Annotated in this window: 17 protein-coding genes; 9 read left to right on the top strand and 8 right to left on the bottom strand. The window is 41.6% G+C overall.

The features are described from left to right. Positions 1-46 precede the first annotated feature (46 nt). Positions 47-1,495 (bottom strand): 3-isopropylmalate dehydratase large subunit, encoded by a 1,449-nt coding sequence (gene leuC / locus FTU77_RS09115; RefSeq protein WP_180055611.1) that lies wholly within the window; start codon positions 1,493-1,495, stop codon positions 47-49. Between the two features lie 356 nt (positions 1,496-1,851). Between leuC and FTU77_RS09110 the strand changes: the two genes are divergently transcribed. Continuing rightward, the gene (locus tag FTU77_RS09110) at positions 1,852-2,088 is read left to right on the top strand and encodes a DUF2061 domain-containing protein (protein WP_078192757.1); all 237 of its coding nucleotides are present in this window, start codon (positions 1,852-1,854) and stop codon (positions 2,086-2,088) included. A gap of 129 nt (positions 2,089-2,217) precedes the next feature. Here the strand turns inward: FTU77_RS09110 and FTU77_RS09105 are convergent, their stop codons facing one another. Beyond that, positions 2,218-2,427, bottom strand: coding sequence for a hypothetical protein (locus FTU77_RS09105; RefSeq protein ID WP_180005297.1), 210 nt, complete (start codon positions 2,425-2,427; stop codon positions 2,218-2,220). A gap of 469 nt (positions 2,428-2,896) precedes the next feature. Between FTU77_RS09105 and FTU77_RS09100 the strand changes: the two genes are divergently transcribed. Further along, complete coding sequence (locus FTU77_RS09100) at positions 2,897-3,760, top strand: LysR family transcriptional regulator (protein WP_078189725.1); 864 nt, start codon at positions 2,897-2,899, stop codon at positions 3,758-3,760. Positions 3,761-4,378: 618 nt separating this feature from the next. On the opposite strand, the gene FTU77_RS09095 is transcribed toward FTU77_RS09100, so the two are convergent. The 3 genes from FTU77_RS09095 to FTU77_RS09085 all read right to left on the bottom strand — a co-directional run bounded on the left by FTU77_RS09095 (position 4,379) and on the right by FTU77_RS09085 (position 5,941). Continuing rightward, positions 4,379-4,621 carry a DUF2789 family protein gene (locus tag FTU77_RS09095; protein ID WP_078189726.1) on the bottom strand — a complete coding sequence of 81 codons (243 nt, stop codon included), beginning with the start codon at positions 4,619-4,621 and terminating at the stop codon, positions 4,379-4,381. A gap of 96 nt (positions 4,622-4,717) precedes the next feature. Continuing rightward, on the bottom strand, positions 4,718-5,191 hold the full coding sequence (locus tag FTU77_RS09090) for a DUF2628 domain-containing protein (RefSeq protein ID WP_180055610.1): 474 nt from the start codon (positions 5,189-5,191) through the stop codon (positions 4,718-4,720). Positions 5,192-5,284: 93 nt separating this feature from the next. After that, complete coding sequence (locus FTU77_RS09085) at positions 5,285-5,941, bottom strand: HAD family phosphatase (protein ID WP_180055609.1); 657 nt, start codon at positions 5,939-5,941, stop codon at positions 5,285-5,287. Between the two features lie 182 nt (positions 5,942-6,123). Here FTU77_RS09085 and FTU77_RS09080 point away from each other — a divergent pair, with 182 nt between their 5' ends. From FTU77_RS09080 to FTU77_RS15980, 5 genes are all read left to right on the top strand, one after another. Next, complete coding sequence (locus FTU77_RS09080) at positions 6,124-6,603, top strand: RNA pyrophosphohydrolase (protein ID WP_078189729.1); 480 nt, start codon at positions 6,124-6,126, stop codon at positions 6,601-6,603. Between the two features lie 77 nt (positions 6,604-6,680). After that, positions 6,681-8,978, top strand: coding sequence for a phosphoenolpyruvate--protein phosphotransferase (ptsP, locus tag FTU77_RS09075; RefSeq protein ID WP_180005299.1), 2,298 nt, complete (start codon positions 6,681-6,683; stop codon positions 8,976-8,978). 79 nt (positions 8,979-9,057) lie between these two features. Next, positions 9,058-9,486 carry a hypothetical protein gene (locus tag FTU77_RS09070; RefSeq protein ID WP_180055608.1) on the top strand — a complete coding sequence of 143 codons (429 nt, stop codon included), beginning with the start codon at positions 9,058-9,060 and terminating at the stop codon, positions 9,484-9,486. Between the two features lie 67 nt (positions 9,487-9,553). Continuing rightward, positions 9,554-9,832 (top strand): hypothetical protein, encoded by a 279-nt coding sequence (locus tag FTU77_RS15985; RefSeq protein WP_257222219.1) that lies wholly within the window; start codon positions 9,554-9,556, stop codon positions 9,830-9,832. A gap of 18 nt (positions 9,833-9,850) precedes the next feature. Then, positions 9,851-10,135 carry a DJ-1/PfpI family protein gene (locus FTU77_RS15980; RefSeq protein ID WP_257222220.1) on the top strand — a complete coding sequence of 95 codons (285 nt, stop codon included), beginning with the start codon at positions 9,851-9,853 and terminating at the stop codon, positions 10,133-10,135. 22 nt (positions 10,136-10,157) lie between these two features. Here FTU77_RS15980 and FTU77_RS09060 read toward each other — a convergent pair whose 3' ends face one another. Both FTU77_RS09060 and FTU77_RS09055 read right to left on the bottom strand, forming a co-directional pair. Next, positions 10,158-10,358, bottom strand: coding sequence for a hypothetical protein (locus FTU77_RS09060; protein ID WP_078189843.1), 201 nt, complete (start codon positions 10,356-10,358; stop codon positions 10,158-10,160). A 195-nt stretch (positions 10,359-10,553) separates the two neighbouring features. Continuing rightward, positions 10,554-12,215, bottom strand: coding sequence for an acyl-CoA dehydrogenase family protein (locus FTU77_RS09055; RefSeq protein WP_180055607.1), 1,662 nt, complete (start codon positions 12,213-12,215; stop codon positions 10,554-10,556). 91 nt (positions 12,216-12,306) lie between these two features. Here FTU77_RS09055 and FTU77_RS09050 point away from each other — a divergent pair, with 91 nt between their 5' ends. Beyond that, on the top strand, positions 12,307-12,915 hold the full coding sequence (locus FTU77_RS09050; RefSeq protein ID WP_180002945.1) for a TetR/AcrR family transcriptional regulator: 609 nt from the start codon (positions 12,307-12,309) through the stop codon (positions 12,913-12,915). 594 nt (positions 12,916-13,509) lie between these two features. Here the strand turns inward: FTU77_RS09050 and FTU77_RS16165 are convergent. Continuing rightward, the gene (locus FTU77_RS16165) at positions 13,510-13,788 is read right to left on the bottom strand and encodes a hypothetical protein (protein ID WP_180055606.1); all 279 of its coding nucleotides are present in this window, start codon (positions 13,786-13,788) and stop codon (positions 13,510-13,512) included. A gap of 1,042 nt (positions 13,789-14,830) precedes the next feature. On the opposite strand from FTU77_RS16165, the gene FTU77_RS09040 reads away from it, so the two are divergent. Beyond that, positions 14,831-16,351, top strand: a complete 1,521-nt coding sequence (locus FTU77_RS09040; RefSeq protein ID WP_180055605.1) for a catalase — start codon at positions 14,831-14,833, stop codon at positions 16,349-16,351. Positions 16,352-16,551 lie beyond the last annotated feature (200 nt).

Genomic DNA, 16,551 nt, shown 5'->3' with positions numbered 1-16,551 from the left:
GGGAACTCCTTCTCCCTCAGGGAGAAGGTTGAGATGAGGGCTTAAACTAGAATGTACGCACATCCACAAAGTGACCTGCAATTGCCGCAGCTGCTGCCATTGCTGGACTCACCAAATGCGTACGACCACCATTACCTTGACGACCTTCGAAGTTACGGTTAGACGTTGATGCACAGTGCTCACCCGGTTGCAACTTGTCAGCATTCATTGCCAAACACATTGAGCAACCCGGCTCACGCCATTCAAAGCCTGCTTCAATTAAGATTTTATCTAAGCCTTCTGCTTCTGCTTGTGCTTTAACTAAACCTGAACCCGGAACCACCATGGCTTGTTTAATCGATGCCGCCACTTTTTTGCCTTTGGCCACTTCAGCCGCTGCACGAATATCTTCGATGCGTGAGTTGGTACATGAACCAATAAATACACGGTCTAATTGAATATCAGCCAATGCCTGACCCGCTTCTAAGCCCATGTAGTTGTATGCACGTGTCCAGTCATTACGCTGTACGTCATCTTTAGCTTGTTCTAAAGTTGGCACTGCTTGAGATACAGGAATCACCATCTCAGGAGAAGTCCCCCAAGACACTTGTGGCTCAATCTCTTCACCTTGCAACACCACAACAGTATCAAAATGCGCGCCTTCATCAGACACTAAAGTCTTCCAATATTCTACTGCAGCATCCCACTGTTCGCCCTTCGGTGCATATGGACGGTCTTTTACATAGGCAATGGTTTTGTCATCGACAGCCACCATACCCACGCGCGCGCCACCTTCGATCGCCATGTTACACACCGTCATACGACCTTCGATCGACATATCACGGAATACTTGACCACCAAACTCAATTGCGTGACCTGTACCACCTGCCGTACCGATTTTACCGATAATTGCTAAAACCACGTCTTTAGGAGTTACGCCTTGACCCAATTGACCGTCAACACGCACCAACATGTTCTTCATTTTCTTTTGAACTAAGCATTGAGTCGCCAACACATGTTCAACTTCAGATGTGCCGATACCATGTGCCAAGCAGCCAAATGCACCATGCGTTGCAGTATGTGAATCACCACACACCACGGTCATACCCGGCAACGTTAAACCTTGTTCAGGCCCAACTACATGCGCGATCCCTTGGCGTACATCGTTGATGTCAAACTGGGCAACATTAAAGGTTTTACAGTTGTCATCTAAAGTTTGCACTTGGATACGTGAGGTATCATCTTCAATACCCGCAATACCTTCAGCACGCTCCTTAGTAGACGTAGGTACGTTATGGTCTGGCGTTGCCACGTTAGCGCTTAAACGCCATGGTTTACGACCTGCAAGTTGTAGCCCTTCAAAGGCTTGTGGAGAAGTCACTTCATGCAATAAATGACGGTCGATATACAATAATGAAGAGCCATCATCTCGTTGTTTTACTAGATGGTCATCCCACAATTTGTCATACAAGGTTTTTTTTATTTGGGTTTCCGCTTTTTGGGTTTCGCCTGCCATGTCGATTTGCTCCACTGGACTGGGTAAATTCTTTCGTTAAATCGATTATAACCACGTATTCACATAAATCTAATTTATCATTTTTATTAGTTTAAAAACTTATAGGAATGATATTTAACTGCTGATTTCCGCTGCATTTTAATCACCATTGATGCGTTCAAAACACGCTCACTTCAATACTTTCAGCAGATGAAACTTTAGAATTTTCTCCGACTTTTTGATCACTTTCTGCCATTTTTAAGCAGTGATTTAGAAATTCAATGATCATAAATTGAATTTTCTCTTTTACATTGCAAATAAGAATCATTATTATTAACTCATTGCCAAGATTTATCAATTTAACAAGGAGCATTCTCATGGCACACATTAACAAGTTCGTCGAAAATAATCAGCGCATGTTCAAAAAAACCTTGAGCTATTACATTATGCATATCACGGTTGCGATGTTGGTTGGTTATTACGTGACAGGCAGTATTGCAATGGCCATTACCTTAAGTTTACTTGAACCAACTGTTCAAGCGGTTGCTTTTTTCTTCCACGAAAAAGCATGGGAAAAGAAAGATAAAGCTGTAGAGGAAAATATCCCCGCTTAATCCAATCCTGCTCCTTGTAAAAAAACCACCATCACGGTGGTTTTTTTAATGACCTTAAAACGTTCTTTTACTCTATCCACTTTAACTTTCTATTCATTTCATCCTATAGATTCAATTGTAGACAGATCATCAAAGCTTGGGTTTTTGTTGTAAGACCAGCTGATCATGCGCCTCGATCAATTGTTCTATCGCAAGAATCAGTTTGTTTTTTGCCGCATTACACTCGGCAGCTGCACGGTTTTCGTCGTCTTCGTCATCTGCGATTTCATATATTGCACAGCGCTTTTCGACTGTCCCTTCAAAAATATCCAATAAATTTTTAATGTGTTTAATATCCATCGCCTTCTCCCTGTGAGGTACAACATTGCTAATCGATGCAGCCATGACTGTACCTGTTGCTATAATTATTCACTGAAAAGTATGTTCCCCAAGCCATCAAAACTTGAGTTCATTTTTTTGTTTTAGTTCAATACTGAATTAAAAAGAAACGTCATCGCTCCTCTTTAATTCAAACGGTTGAATTACTTTCCAGCCCTGTATTTTTTATATTATGCATAACTGCGGTTTCGGTTTAAAAAATAACTTTGTAACAGCGCATTTGAGCTGAAAATGTCACAGCCCAATCTTAAATCATGCAGTGACCAAGTACTCAAATAACACTATTGAACCCTGAAAATCCCCTCAGATTTAAAGCGTCATCTGGCTTGAACGCCTAGTTTTAAATCAAAAGATACAACTTTTCCTTTGATTTATTCTTAAAATATTATAACAATGAGACTACGCATAAAAATTCTTTATAGGAATGAAGATGAATCTCGCAGCCTTTGAAGCCTTTGTAAAAGTCATGGAAACTGGTTCGATCTCTTTGGCAGCAGATCAGCTCTTCATTACGCAACCTGCTGTGACCAAGCGTATTCACAGTTTAGAAGAATACTTCGGTGTCAAACTTTTTGAATCGGCGGGTCGTGGTGTTCAAGCGACGCATGCGGCAAACTCTCTCTTGCCAAAAGTAAAAAGCTGGCTGAATGAGTTGGGCGATATTCACCATACGCTCAGCCATGAGCAAGGTCAGGTTCAAGGTAAACTGAAAATTGGCACTAGCCATCATATCGGCTTACACCATTTACCGGCGCATTTGCGTCAATATGTACAACAGTTTCCAGAAGTGACCTTAGATGTACACTTTGTTGATTCTGAACAAGCCCATGAGCAAGTTTTGGCAGGTGACTTAGAGTTGGCATTTTTGACTTTACCACCACAAGGTGACAGCCGTTTAAAATACATCACGACATGGAATGATCCACTGGTATTCGTGGTTGCGCCTTTCCATCCTTTGGCGCAAGTCGAACATTTGACCTTAGAGGATTTGATCCAATACCCAAGTCTTTTACCTGCAGCGCAAACCTATACCAGTCAAATTACCTTGGCTGAGTTTGAAAAGTATGGACTCAAGCCAAAAGTTACCATGAGCAATAACTCACTTGAGTCGATTCGTATGTTGGTTTCCATTGGTCTCGGTTGGTCTGTCCTTCCTAAAACCTTATTGAACCAAGATTTAAAACAACTGAATTTACCTTCAAACATGAATCGTCAATTGGGCATGGTATGGCACCCAGGCCGTACTCAGTCACTTGCTGCACAAAAGCTGGTTGAATTGATGAAACACATCTAATTGAATTTTTACCTACAAAATTCAATTATTAATCAAGCCACCGTTATGGTGGCTTTTTTTAGTGATCTGTTTGAGCATTTAGAAAAAGCGAATGATTTGATTAGCCAAGTGTTGAACAGTCCTTGTTGAATAGTCATCATATACAATGCAGTGACCTTCAAATCTGCCATCAATATTTGTAGCTTGGCTCAAGGTCAGCAATAGATGCTCTTACTTATTGTGAAAGTTCAACCTCTTTTCACTGATGTTATACAGTAACATCAGAAGTGCAATTTGATTCAAATATAAGAACGATACGCGGCAAGGTCATCCGCAAGTGTTTGAGATAGGACTACTTCTCATCAAAAATGTTTTTGCGATACTTTGAATAATTAGACGGTAGTGAACGAGTTTTGCGGATGACAATGGTTTTGGGTACTTTTGCCGAAACAAAAGTACCTCCAGCCGAAGGCCAATCAATTTATTCAATTCCTAGATGTAAGACTTCGTTGAATAGACTTAAAAATCATTTTAAAAACACGAAATAACTTTTACGTACGTAACATCAGTTTTTCATTAAAAATGGGATCGCCTATTTCAGCCGATCCCATTAAAAAAACCAAGGAAGACCTGTCGGTTTTATTTCGTCAATGAATCTTCATGTAATGATTCATTCAATTGATCGACAATAATCGCCCACTCACCATCTGACTTAATTTTTTCGGCCAAGAACTGGCGCTGAGCATCTGTCCAATAATCTGCTTCGGTAATTTTAGTTTGGGCACTGAGTTGATGCGTCACGATAAATAAAGCAATCGCGTCTTCACTCGAATCTAAACCCAGTTGTTCAAATAGATGAGTCATGCGTGGACGTACACTCATTGTCATTCTCCGTGTTAAAACTTATTGTTTATGGATACAAAATTATTCTGTTTTAAGGATATAACACGGAACGAACACGCACTCAATTACAGAATTCTATAGCGGTGAAAATTGAATAAAAGGCAAACTGAGCATAATCATCACGACAGATTGAATAAATACCAACAATAAAGGCAGCCCCCAGTTCACTCCTCCTTCTTCAGCAAACACCTGTTCACTATATTTCGGCTGCTGCATATAGGCTTTGGTCTTTTGCACAGCAAAATCGCTATAAAGCCACTTTCCGATCCCTGCGAGTATGAGGTTAGGAATCAATGACAGCCCCATCAAGACTTGTTCAGGCACACCGATGATGAGTGCCAACATGCTAATCAAAAAACCAACCGCAAAGAATAAGAAGAAATAGCGGTACATCTTTCGATAGAGTAACCAATAGGGTCCAAAAATTAGCCCTGCCCAACTCAGACCATTGTTCTGTCCAACTTGTTGTTCAATGAAATTTAAATAAGATTGAGCACGTGGCCCAATAAAGATTTGAATTAAATGTTTAAAAGAAGCTTCTGTCTGCATACGGAGCGATAGTTCAAATAAGTGAGTCGAGGGTTAATCAAAAGAACATCAAATAAAAAAGCATCTCAAGATGCTTTTTTATCATATCTATTTTTAGGCTTGAATTGACCAGTCTTGAATGTCCCAACCTTGTTCTTTTGCAAGGACTTCTAAACGGTCATCTGGGTTAATTGCAATTGCATGATCCGCATATTCCAATAAGAATCGATCATTGATTGAATCTGAATAGGCCCAAGATTCTGTCACATCACGACCTTCTAACCATTGATTCAAACGGACTAATTTGCCCTTTTGGTAGCACGGAGTATTAATCACTTTACCCGTATATTTACCATCCACAACTTCGGCATTGGTCGCAATGATTTCAGTAATACCAAATTCACGAAAAATCGGTGCGGTAATAAAATCAGACGTTGCGGTGATCCCGACCAATTGATGTCCTGCATCTTGATGGCGCTGAATGGCAGCAAAGCCCTCAGGACGCATTTGCGCACGAATAACTTTTTTCATAAACAACTGATGTAACTCAGTTAAGTAGGCATTGTCATGTTGGGTTAAAAACTCAAATACAAATTCGTTATAAGCAATCGGGTCAAGCTGGCCTTTTTTATAATCATCATAAAATTTGTCATTCATGGCACGATGACGAATTGGATCAACCAAGCCTTCATTGACCAAAAACTCCCCCCAAGAATGGTCTGAGTCGGTATTTAATAAGGTGTGATCAAGGTCAAACAGTGCCAATTTCATGAAAATACTCGTAAAAGCTGAAATTTAAGAAAAAAATTGTAAATCTATCTCCGCTAGTCGATAGAAATTCGTTAAGATCATAACAATTTTAACATTTTTACACTTTGCTTTTTCGAGATGGACACAGAAATAAAACGTCCCCGTGAGCAAAGTCATAAATTACACAATATTTAGGTAGCCAAATGATCGATTCAGAAGGTTTCCGACCCAACGTCGGGATCATTTTGGCAAACGACATTGGACAAGTTTTATGGGCAAAGCGCATTGGTCACAATGCCTGGCAATTTCCACAAGGAGGTATCCAACATGGAGAAACCCCCGAACAGGCACTTTACCGTGAGCTGAGAGAAGAAGTTGGCTTACTGCCCGAACACGTCCAGGTGATAGCACAAACCCAAGGGTGGTTGCGCTATCGTTTGCCACATCGGTATATACGTACGGATTCAGACCCCGTTTGTATTGGTCAAAAGCAAAAGTGGTTTTTATTGAAACTGACAGCTTCAGCACAGCATATTCAGCTGGATTTGTCAGATCCACCTGAGTTTGATCAATGGCAATGGGTCAGCTATTGGTACCCTTTGGGTCAAGTGGTGAATTTTAAACGCGATGTATATCGTAAAGCCATGGTGGAGCTGTGCAATCAGCTTCCGCAAAAACCGTAAAAATTTGCAGAATGGATGCAGATTTTTAGGATGAGTGTTGTTATAAATAAAGCAGAATAAATTTTGGAGCAAACACGATGTCGAACATGCAACTGGATACCTTAAGACGCATAGTCCAAGAGATTAATGCGTCGGCCAGTTTGCATGAATCTTTAGACATTATGGTCAATCAAGTGGCCGAAGCCATGCATGTGGATGTCTGCTCAATCTACTTGCTTGATGAACGAAATCATCGTTATTTACTAATGGCTTCTAAGGGTTTAAACCCTGAAGCCGTTGGGCATGTCTCTTTGCATACCAGTGAGGGTTTGGTCGGCTTAGTTGGACAACGTGAAGAAATCGTCAACTTAGACAATGCACCCAAACACGAACGCTTTATGTATCTGCCAGAAACGGGGGAAGAAATTTACAATTCCTTCCTCGGTGTTCCGGTGATGTATCGCCGTAAAGTTATGGGCGTCTTGGTGGTTCAAAACAAAGAGCCTCAAGACTTTAGCGAAGCTGCCGAATCTTTCCTCGTGACCCTGTGCGCTCAACTTTCAGGGGTGATTGCCCATGCACATGCCGTCGGGAATATTGAAGTCTTTCGTAAACCAAACAACCTCCCTGCCTATAAAACTTTCCAAGGTATTTCAGGTTCAGGCGGTATTGCGCTAGGTCGTGCAGTCATCCTGTATCCACCTGCTGATTTGGCTTCAGTCCCCGATCGTGAAGCCGATGACATCAGTGAAGAACTCGAATTACTCGACAATGCCATAGACGCAGTTCGTCAAGAAATTTTGTCTCTCGATGAAAAGATGCAAGATGCCCTCATGGCCGAAGAGCGGGCATTATTTAGCGTGTTCTTGCGGATGCTCGATGCCAATGCCCTCCCCGCGGAAATCAAAAGTGAAATTCGTGACGGTAACTGGGCACAAGGTTCGGTACGCATTGTTATTGATAAACATATTGCGCTCTTTGCACAGATGGAAGATGACTATCTCCGCGAACGTGTTTCAGACTTAAAAGATCTAGGGCGTCGTATCTTGGCCTTTTTGCAAGAAGCAGATGCCAGTCACCGTGAAATCACCGATGAAAGCATTTTAATTGGTGAGGAAATTTCTACGGCTGCCTTGGTTGAACTCCCTGTCGATAAAATAGCGGCGATTGTAACCACTGAAGGTGCCATGAACTCACACATGGTGATTGTGGCACGTGCCCTCGGTATTCCAACCGTAGTCGGTGTGACTGAACTACCAATTAATACCCTCGATGATGTCGAAATGATTGTCGATGCACATCAAGGTCGTGTATTCATCAATCCACCTCGTCGTTTACGCACACGTTATAAAGAGATTCAAAAAGAAGAAGAGCAAATTGCTAAAGATCTGAAGCAATACGAAACCAAAGATGCCATCACCCCTGACGGTGTTGCAGTTCGATTGTTTGTAAATACTGGCTTGATGATCGATGTGGTTCGCGGTGTACAACGTGGCGCCAAAGGTGTCGGTCTATACCGTTCTGAAATTCCATTTATGCTGCGTGATCGCTTCCCTGGTGAAGAAGAACAGCGCGCTATTTATCGTCAACAGCTCAGTCATTTTGCCAATAAACCAGTGGTGATGCGTACCCTCGATATTGGTGCAGATAAAGACCTTCCTTATTTCTCGATTGAAGAAGAAAACTCAGCACTGGGTTGGCGTGGAATTCGCTTTACCCTCGATCATCCTGAGATTTTTTCAGCCCAAATTCGTGCCATGCTCAAAGCCAGTATTGGCCTGAACAACTTGCATATATTGCTGCCGATGGTGACCAGTGTCAGCGAAGTCGAAGAAGCGTTGTATTTGCTCGATCGTGACTGGCAAGCGGTGCAAGAAGAAGAACAGGTGAAAATTACCAAACCCAAAATCGGCATCATGGTCGAAGTGCCGAGTGTGCTGTTACAGATCGATGAGTTTGCTGAATTGGTTGACTTCTTCTCGGTCGGATCTAACGATTTAACCCAATACTTACTTGCGGTTGACCGTAATAACCCACGGGTTGCCAATGTCTATTCACACTCACACCCAGCCGTACTTCGTGCGCTGACTCGCTTGGTGCAAGAATGTCATAAATACGACAAGCCGATTAGTATTTGTGGAGAAATGGCCGGTGATCCACTCACAGCTATTTTACTGATGGCGATGGGCTTTAATACCCTATCGATGAGTTCGAGTAATATCCTCAAAGTCCGTAAAGCCATCTGCCATGTGCCGATGCCAGATGCAAAAGAGCTCTTGGATCGTGCTTTGAGCATGAATAATCCACTGATGGTGAAAAGCATGATGGAGTACTACTTCAAGACTCATGGTCTTGGTGATATGGTGAAATCGGCAACCCGAATCGTGAGTGCTTAAGAACACTCATGTAAAATAATAAAATGAGGTGATGATGGATTTTTTATTTTTTCTGGCTTTTGTCGCAATTGCCTTTTATATGACAAAGATCCATCCGCAACTCAAACAAAAAATGTTAGAGCTGCAACACGATACACCGATTGAAAAAGTATCCTCAACTCGACCTAGACCGTCCCAAGCACAACAAGTCAATATACGCCCAACCAAGCCAACAAAATCCAAAGCTCCGGTCAGCCGCTCTCGTATTCCCCCCTTACTCGGTATAGAAATTACTGCGTCACAGCAGCGCCGCTTAGGTAAAAATGATCCATCGGTACTGGCTGCACAGCGCGCCAAACAGCTAAACCAGACGCATCACACTGACTCAACATGGTTTGAGCAATTGACCAGTCAAGTGGAACACGTACTCCAGCAAACCAATGACGCAGAAAAACATCAAAGTACAGCGTCTAGACCGCAACAAAAATCCACATTCAACAAAATGTTTGAAAACTTATTTTCAAAATAAGTCGTGTTTTAGGGCTCTACATTTCAACTCAAAACCAATGCTTTAAATGCCGCATGGAACCATCTGAATGAACGTAGCTATCTTAGTATTCAACGAGGTTGAAGTCTTAGATTTTGCAGGCCCTTTTGAAGTGTTCTCAATTTGTAGCTGCTCAGAGCAACAAAAGTTATTTAATGTATTTACCGTTTCTGAGCAGCCCGAAATTACGGCACGTAATGGTTTGGTGGTCAAAAGCCATTACACCTTAGACACAGCCCCGCATACTGATCTATTGGTCATTCCATGTGGTCTCGGTGCGGCGACTATCGAGATGTATAGCCAACGATTAAGAGAATGGCTGCTGTAGCGTCATGCACAGGCTCAACTGACATTTTCAATTTGTACAGGTGCCTTTATTTTGGCAGAAGCTGGTTTGCTGAATGGTTTAAAAGCCACTACGCACTGGATGGATATTCCACGACTCACGCAAGAATTCCCTCAAGTTGAAGTGCTCAGCGATGTGAAATATGTCGATGATGGCAAAATTATTACTGCTGCAGGGATTTCTTCGGGCATCAATGCATCGCTTTATATTGTAGCCAAATTGCATGGCCTAGAGATTGCAAAGCAAACAGCGAAACGTATGCAATATGATGCGGAATTTATTTAAGCAGATGTTGACGCAGAATAATTTAACGTACTAGAAAACTTAAAAATACACTGAAATAAAAAGGGAGATAATCATTCGAATATCCCCCTTTTTTGTGCTTTGCATAGCCGCGTTTTGCATTTTTCTTTCGATCTACAAAAGTTTGGCTTTTGTTAAAATCGTTCATGTGTTTTGCCACAAAGTTGCGAACTTCAACTTCAGGCAGGACTTTTTTCTTTGCCATTTGCATTCACCTTTTTGCCTATACAGCACCCTCGTACTGTAGTGCATATATTGATCTATTTTTAGATTTTTTCAAGCACTTTCCTATGGCTTTTTGATACAGCGTAGTTAGCCCCAAGGCCAAAAAAAAATTGCTTTGCCACATTATTTCCCTCTCCCTAACCCTCTCCCATTGAGAGAGGGAAATACGTTGTATTTAGCTAGCAAAAGCCCGTTCTAATACTCGCTCTACATCGACCTTTTTAGCATCCAGCATGCCCACCACTTGCCCATGTTTCGCACTATAGCGGCTTTGAATAAAACCATTTGCTACATAATCAGGCGCATAGCGTTTCAATAACACCGCTTGTGCAAGTACCGTTAAACGACTGACCAAACTGCGCCCCATAAATTGTAAATCTTCAGGTGATTGATGGAACAACCTGAACAAGTCCTGCAATTCTGTTTGCAAGCTTTCATCTGTACTTGCTGTACTCGCCAAATCTTTAAACAGCACTTCAATAGATTCAGGGTCACGCCCAATCGCACGCAGCACATCTAGGCACATGACATTGCCTGAACCTTCCCAAATGGTATTCACAGGTGCTTCTTTAAAGATGCGCGCCATGATGCCGTTATCGACATAGCCATTGCCGCCAAAGACTTCCATCATCTCCCCTGTTAGCTCTACGGCACGCTTACAAATCCAAAACTTGGCTGCTGGGGTCATGATGCGTTTCCATGCCACAGACAAAGTATCATCCGATTCATAGCACTGCGCCAAATGGAAACTGAGCTGCGTCGCTGCTTCACTTTCTAAAGCCAAATCTGCCAAGACTGCACGCATAAGCGGTTGATCAATCAAATGTTTACCAAAAGCCTGACGCTGACGGGTATAGGCAATGCATTGCACCAAAGCTTGACGCAGCATGGCGCTCGAACCGACCGAACAGGTCAGACGGGTGTAATTCGCCATTTCAATAATGGTTGGAATGCCACGCCCTGCCTCACCAATCATAATGCCCCACGCATTTTTGAATTCGACTTCCGAGCTTGAATTACTGCGGTTACCGACTTTTTCTTTTAGGCGTTGCACCTGAATATTATTCTTCGTGCCATCTTCCAACCAACGCGGTACAAAGAAACACGCCAAGCCATCTTGTTCGGTTTTTGCCACCACCAAATGCGCATCACACATCGGCGCAGAGAAAAACCATTTATGCCCTGTGAGCAAATAAGCCTTGCCTCGTCCTGTTTCTGCTACAGGCACGGCAATGGTTTCATTGGCGCGTACATCCGAACCGCCCTGCTTTTCGGTCATGCCCATACCGAGCCAAATCGACTTTTTCTTCGCGATGGGTACATCACGTTCATCATATTCCGTCGATAATAGTTTCTCGCCAATTTTCGCCCATAGTTCAGGTTCACGTTGAATTAAGGGAATACTGCCCAGCGTCATGGAGTTCGGACATAAATTGCCACACTCGACCTGACCTGCGAGATAAAAACGTGCTGCCCATTCCACCCATTTAGTCTTGGAGTTAGGCTGATTAAAAGGATGCGCATGGGTATCAAACTGACGGTTGAGTCCCATCCATTTATGCCATGAAGGATGAAATTCGATAAAGTCAGTACGGCGACCACGAGCATCGAAGGCATGTAAAATTGGGGTATGTTTGTTGGCTAAAGCCCCATGCTGAAAGTATTCACTCGAACCTGCGACTTTGCCCATTTCGCATAAGATCGGCTGATCGTGGCTGCCATAGCGCTTTAAGATTTCATGTAAAACCGTATCACTTGAAAATAGATTGTAGTTTTCCAGTTCATCAAATTGGTTGCTGATTTGATGCGTCATCCATGTCTGTTCTAATGTATTCATCGTCTATATTTTCCGCTTGTTCTTGTTGGCTTTTCATTTCAGTATAGAGAAAATTTAAAGCATAGACGTTCGGTTTTCCGCGCTTAAAAATATGAAGCATTCAGCCATTCAAATACGGCGTAAGCCACGTCAATCACGTGCCAAACTGACGCAAGAAGCCTTACAGGACAGTTTTGTTCGGCTTTTGCATGAGCGTCCTGCCAGCCAAATTACCATTCGGGAAATTACCGACCTTGCAGGCGTGGGCTTGGGAACGTTCTATGAATATTTTTCTAAAAAGGAAGATTTGATTGCGCTAACCATTCATTTACATGTGAAACACAATGCGGAAAGCTTAAAAAGTTATGCACATAGCTTGATCAAGTTATCCACAGATTTGAAGTTTCAGACTTATTTAGAGCGAATTATTCATTTTCAAATTGAGCAAATTCAAGCACAGCAGTTTTTATGGTCACAGGTGTTTTTGTTAGAACGGCAGATTTCAGATATTGAAAGTTACCGTAAGAGTTATGCCATGATGGTGCAAATGTGGCGCAGTATGCTTGAGCCATTTATACAGGATGATGAACAGCTCAAACAGATGGCTTTAAATATGCAGCGGGTGTGTTATGGCTTTGTGTCGCAAACTTTATTGATTGAGCCTGATTTTGGGGAGTGGGATGAATTAAAGCGAGATATAATTCATATGTTGCGCGATTAGACTTCGCGGACAAGTCTAATGATGTTTCAAATGCATCGGTGAATAAAATAAAGTCATGTTATTTACAAAAAATCGGCTCTTAAACCAGTTATTTTAGATATTTAGGAAATTCATTTTTACGGTAGAAGAAAATCATTCATCACTTTGTTCATCCGTCAATAAAAGTGCTTTAGAAGTTAAGCTTTTATTGCCAGCTTACTTGTCTCATTTATACGCCTTTGCAATGCTGGCCAGTTGTAAGCTCTTTAAAAATTCAGCCGTATATTTTGGACTATGGCCTAATGCACCCCGAGGATAGCCATTTGGGATCGCCTGATAGACTACTGGCAATTTTTATTTGCACACTTTCTGGTAATAACTTTGAGTACCAAGGTGATCGACAAATGGTCTGCGACGCCTTAAACAAACATCAGTGTTACGGTTAGGGTCATATATTCAATCGACTGCCGTTTTAAATAGCTTAGGGATGGCCTTAAGTCTGAATTTTTTAAAAGATTGGCTGAGGTGCTTGTTTTAACTAATTTTTTAGTTCTGATAAACAGCGTTTACGGGCCTGATTTAGTAAAGACTTCATATCTGGACTAACCTGTTGATCTACATTGATCGATCTGCTTCGGCTGCTCCCAACAACACGATGGGGAAAAATGCCGCTACATTGGTATCTGGATTTGGATTGGTTTCTACGTATTCAGCAATACATTCATATTGATAACCACCCGGTGCCAAGGGTATTGCAGCTTTAAGATTCAATTCAAGCGCATCTTTTTGCCCCTGAGCTGCAACCGCAATAGCAGCTGCAGCACATTGACTATGCCCCATCACCATCCAGTCTTTATTAAATTGCCTCGGCTTCCAAGAATGCAATGCACGCACAGAATCCACCAAGTTATAAACTTAACTGACTACATTCATATGAGGGCGCAGTTTTGGCTTACCCAGTCCTTATAATCTGTTGCAACCACTACATAGCCATGCCTCAAACAACTGTCGATTGCACTATCTATGACTAGTTGCAAACTATATACAGGCCCATTGTATAATCACTTGAAGGAGCACTTGTATCAGCCACACAGTCGTGCCATGTGCTCATGCCAATACGGTCCAGTCTTGTTTAAGTGCTTATCCTTTTAGGCGTAAAATATATCCCGAGGTCAAAATGGGTTCGCCATTAACCCCCTCAACTACGATATGCGATCACGTAAGGTTGCCTAGTATGTTGATATGATGTAGGAATCGATTCAAGCTGGAGTGACAACACCTGACCTGACAACAATAAAGATAGGTGTGCCAACTAGCATCACCCCATAAAAAATTTATTTACAATTTTCTAAAACAACTTAGACCACTTGCCAATATTTCTTCAGCTGTATTTTTAGCTTATTTTAAGTATTAAATAATGTCTTTAATGTTAAAAAAGCTCTCCAATATTAACAACATAAAAATGTCTTTCATTAACTAGAATCAGCTAAAAAACCTATATTAAGGCCAAAATCCATAATAGAAATATGGATTTAGATATTTCGTCCTATTCTACCTATCATAGCGATATATTTGAGTTTAATTCATCGATAAAATATTAAAACAAAATATATAAATAAATAATATAAATTCAATAACTTGATTCATCGAATTAACCATTTATTCAAAACTATTTTTCCATTTGTCAAAAGCCACAGAAAGCTTTAGAGTCAATAAGTATATAAAGATTTTTAAGCTTTTAACGGCTACAGTTTTATGACTTCTCTTCGATTGATTGCTGCTTGAAAAATTTTAGAATGAGAGAAAAACTGTTGTCACATTGTCACTTTAAAATGAATTAACAAAACGGTTAATGTCATGTGCTGTTGAGCGTGTTATCAATTGAAGGGTTATAACTCCCAACTTTAATACATGATTATAATAATGGAGATACTCAATGAGCGACGACGTTAAAAAATGTCCTGTCACCCACCTAACAACTGATGCTGGTGCTCCTGTTGTAGACAACCAGAACAGTATGACGGCAGGTGCACGTGGTCCTTTGCTTGCCCAAGACCTATGGCTTAATGAAAAACTCGGTAATTTCGTTCGTGAAGTAATTCCAGAGCGTCGTATGCATGCCAAAGGTTCTGGTGCTTTCGGTACGTTTACCGTGACTAACGATATTACCCAATATACCCGCGCTAAAATTTTCTCAGAAGTTGGTAAAAAAACTGAACTTTTTGCTCGTTTCTCTACCGTAGCGGGTGAGCGTGGTGCTGCAGATGCAGAACGCGATATTCGTGGTTTTGCCCTTAAATTCTATACTGAAGAAGGTAACTGGGATTTAGTTGGTAATAACACCCCTGTCTTCTTCCTACGTGATGCTCGTAAATTCCCTGACTTAAACAAAGCAGTAAAACGCGATCCTAAAACCAATAAGCGTAGTGCAACTAATAACTGGGATTTTTGGACTTTACTACCTGAAGCTCTACACCAAGTTACTATTGTGATGTCTGACCGCGGTATTCCAGATGGTTACCGTCATATGCATGGTTTTGGCAGTCATACTTTCAGTTTTATTAATGCCAATAATGAACGCTTCTGGGTTAAATTCCACATGCGCACTCAACAAGGCATTAAAAACTTAACCGATGCTGAAGCTGAAGCGATTATTGCCAAAGACCGTGAAAGCTCACAAACCGATCTGTTCAATGCAATTGAACGCGGCGATTTTCCAAAATGGAAAATGTACGTTCAAATTATGCCTGAACTTGATGCAGAAAAAGTACCTTATCACCCATTTGATTTAACCAAAGTATGGCCTAAAGGCGACTATCCGTTGATTGAAGTGGGTGAATTCGAACTCAACCGTAACCCTGAAAACTATTTCCAAGATGTTGAACAAGCCGCTTTTGCACCAAGTAACTTGGTGCCGGGCATTAGCTTCTCACCTGACCGTATGCTGCAAGCGCGTTTATTCAACTATGCTGATGCTGCACGTTATCGCGTGGGTGTAAACCATTACCAAATTCCTGTAAATGCACCACGTTGCCCTGTTCATTCCAACCGTCGTGATGGTCAAGGCCGTATGGATGGTAACTATGGTGCAACACCGCATTATGAACCAAACAGCTTCAGCCAATGGCAAGAGCAACCACAATACAAAGAACCACCATTGAAAATTACTGGTGATGCTGACTTGTGGGATTATCGTGAAGATGACAGCGACTATTTCAGTCAACCACGTGCATTATTCAACTTAATGAATGATGAACAAAAACAAGCATTGTTTAATAACACTGCTGGCGCAATGGGCGATGCACTCGACTTCATTAAATACCGTCATATCCGTAACTGTTACACATGTGATCCAGCTTATGGTGAAGGTGTTGCAAAAGCATTAGGCTTAACTGTAGCGGATGCGCAAGCTGCTCGTGCAACTGATCCAGCTCAAGGTAATCCTGGCTTGCTTTAAGTTTTATCTTTGAATAAAAAAACCACCTTTTAAGGTGGTTTTTTCTTGGCATTAAATATTCCAATTACCTTTTAATTAGGGTCTGTTGACATTTGTTGATTAAAAAAATAGCGAGATAGTAAAATTAAATCGCCAAACCCAATTTTACACTCGCTATGCCTCGAACAATGCTAAATGATCAACACTGGTCCAAGTTACTT

Origin of the sequence: Acinetobacter sp. YH12142 (genome assembly GCF_013418435.1) — a bacterium.
GTDB lineage: Bacteria > Pseudomonadota > Gammaproteobacteria > Pseudomonadales > Moraxellaceae > Acinetobacter > Acinetobacter amyesii.
Note: the sequence above shows the minus strand (reverse complement) of the source record. Positions and strands in the feature narration are given on the sequence as shown.

Coding starts and splice junctions, on each gene's coding strand:
- leuC (WP_180055611.1), bottom strand. CDS start 1,495: ATGGCAGGCGAAACCCAAAAAGCGGAAACCCAAATAAAAAAAACCTTG.
- FTU77_RS09110 (WP_078192757.1), top strand. CDS start 1,852: ATGGCACACATTAACAAGTTCGTCGAAAATAATCAGCGCATGTTCAAA.
- FTU77_RS09105 (WP_180005297.1), bottom strand. CDS start 2,427: ATGGATATTAAACACATTAAAAATTTATTGGATATTTTTGAAGGGACA.
- FTU77_RS09100 (WP_078189725.1), top strand. CDS start 2,897: ATGAATCTCGCAGCCTTTGAAGCCTTTGTAAAAGTCATGGAAACTGGT.
- FTU77_RS09095 (WP_078189726.1), bottom strand. CDS start 4,621: ATGAGTGTACGTCCACGCATGACTCATCTATTTGAACAACTGGGTTTA.
- FTU77_RS09090 (WP_180055610.1), bottom strand. CDS start 5,191: ATGCAGACAGAAGCTTCTTTTAAACATTTAATTCAAATCTTTATTGGG.
- FTU77_RS09085 (WP_180055609.1), bottom strand. CDS start 5,941: ATGAAATTGGCACTGTTTGACCTTGATCACACCTTATTAAATACCGAC.
- FTU77_RS09080 (WP_078189729.1), top strand. CDS start 6,124: ATGATCGATTCAGAAGGTTTCCGACCCAACGTCGGGATCATTTTGGCA.
- ptsP (WP_180005299.1), top strand. CDS start 6,681: ATGTCGAACATGCAACTGGATACCTTAAGACGCATAGTCCAAGAGATT.
- FTU77_RS09070 (WP_180055608.1), top strand. CDS start 9,058: ATGACAAAGATCCATCCGCAACTCAAACAAAAAATGTTAGAGCTGCAA.
- FTU77_RS15985 (WP_257222219.1), top strand. CDS start 9,554: ATGAACGTAGCTATCTTAGTATTCAACGAGGTTGAAGTCTTAGATTTT.
- FTU77_RS09060 (WP_078189843.1), bottom strand. CDS start 10,358: ATGGCAAAGAAAAAAGTCCTGCCTGAAGTTGAAGTTCGCAACTTTGTG.
- FTU77_RS09055 (WP_180055607.1), bottom strand. CDS start 12,215: ATGAATACATTAGAACAGACATGGATGACGCATCAAATCAGCAACCAA.
- FTU77_RS09050 (WP_180002945.1), top strand. CDS start 12,307: ATGAAGCATTCAGCCATTCAAATACGGCGTAAGCCACGTCAATCACGT.
- FTU77_RS09040 (WP_180055605.1), top strand. CDS start 14,831: ATGAGCGACGACGTTAAAAAATGTCCTGTCACCCACCTAACAACTGAT.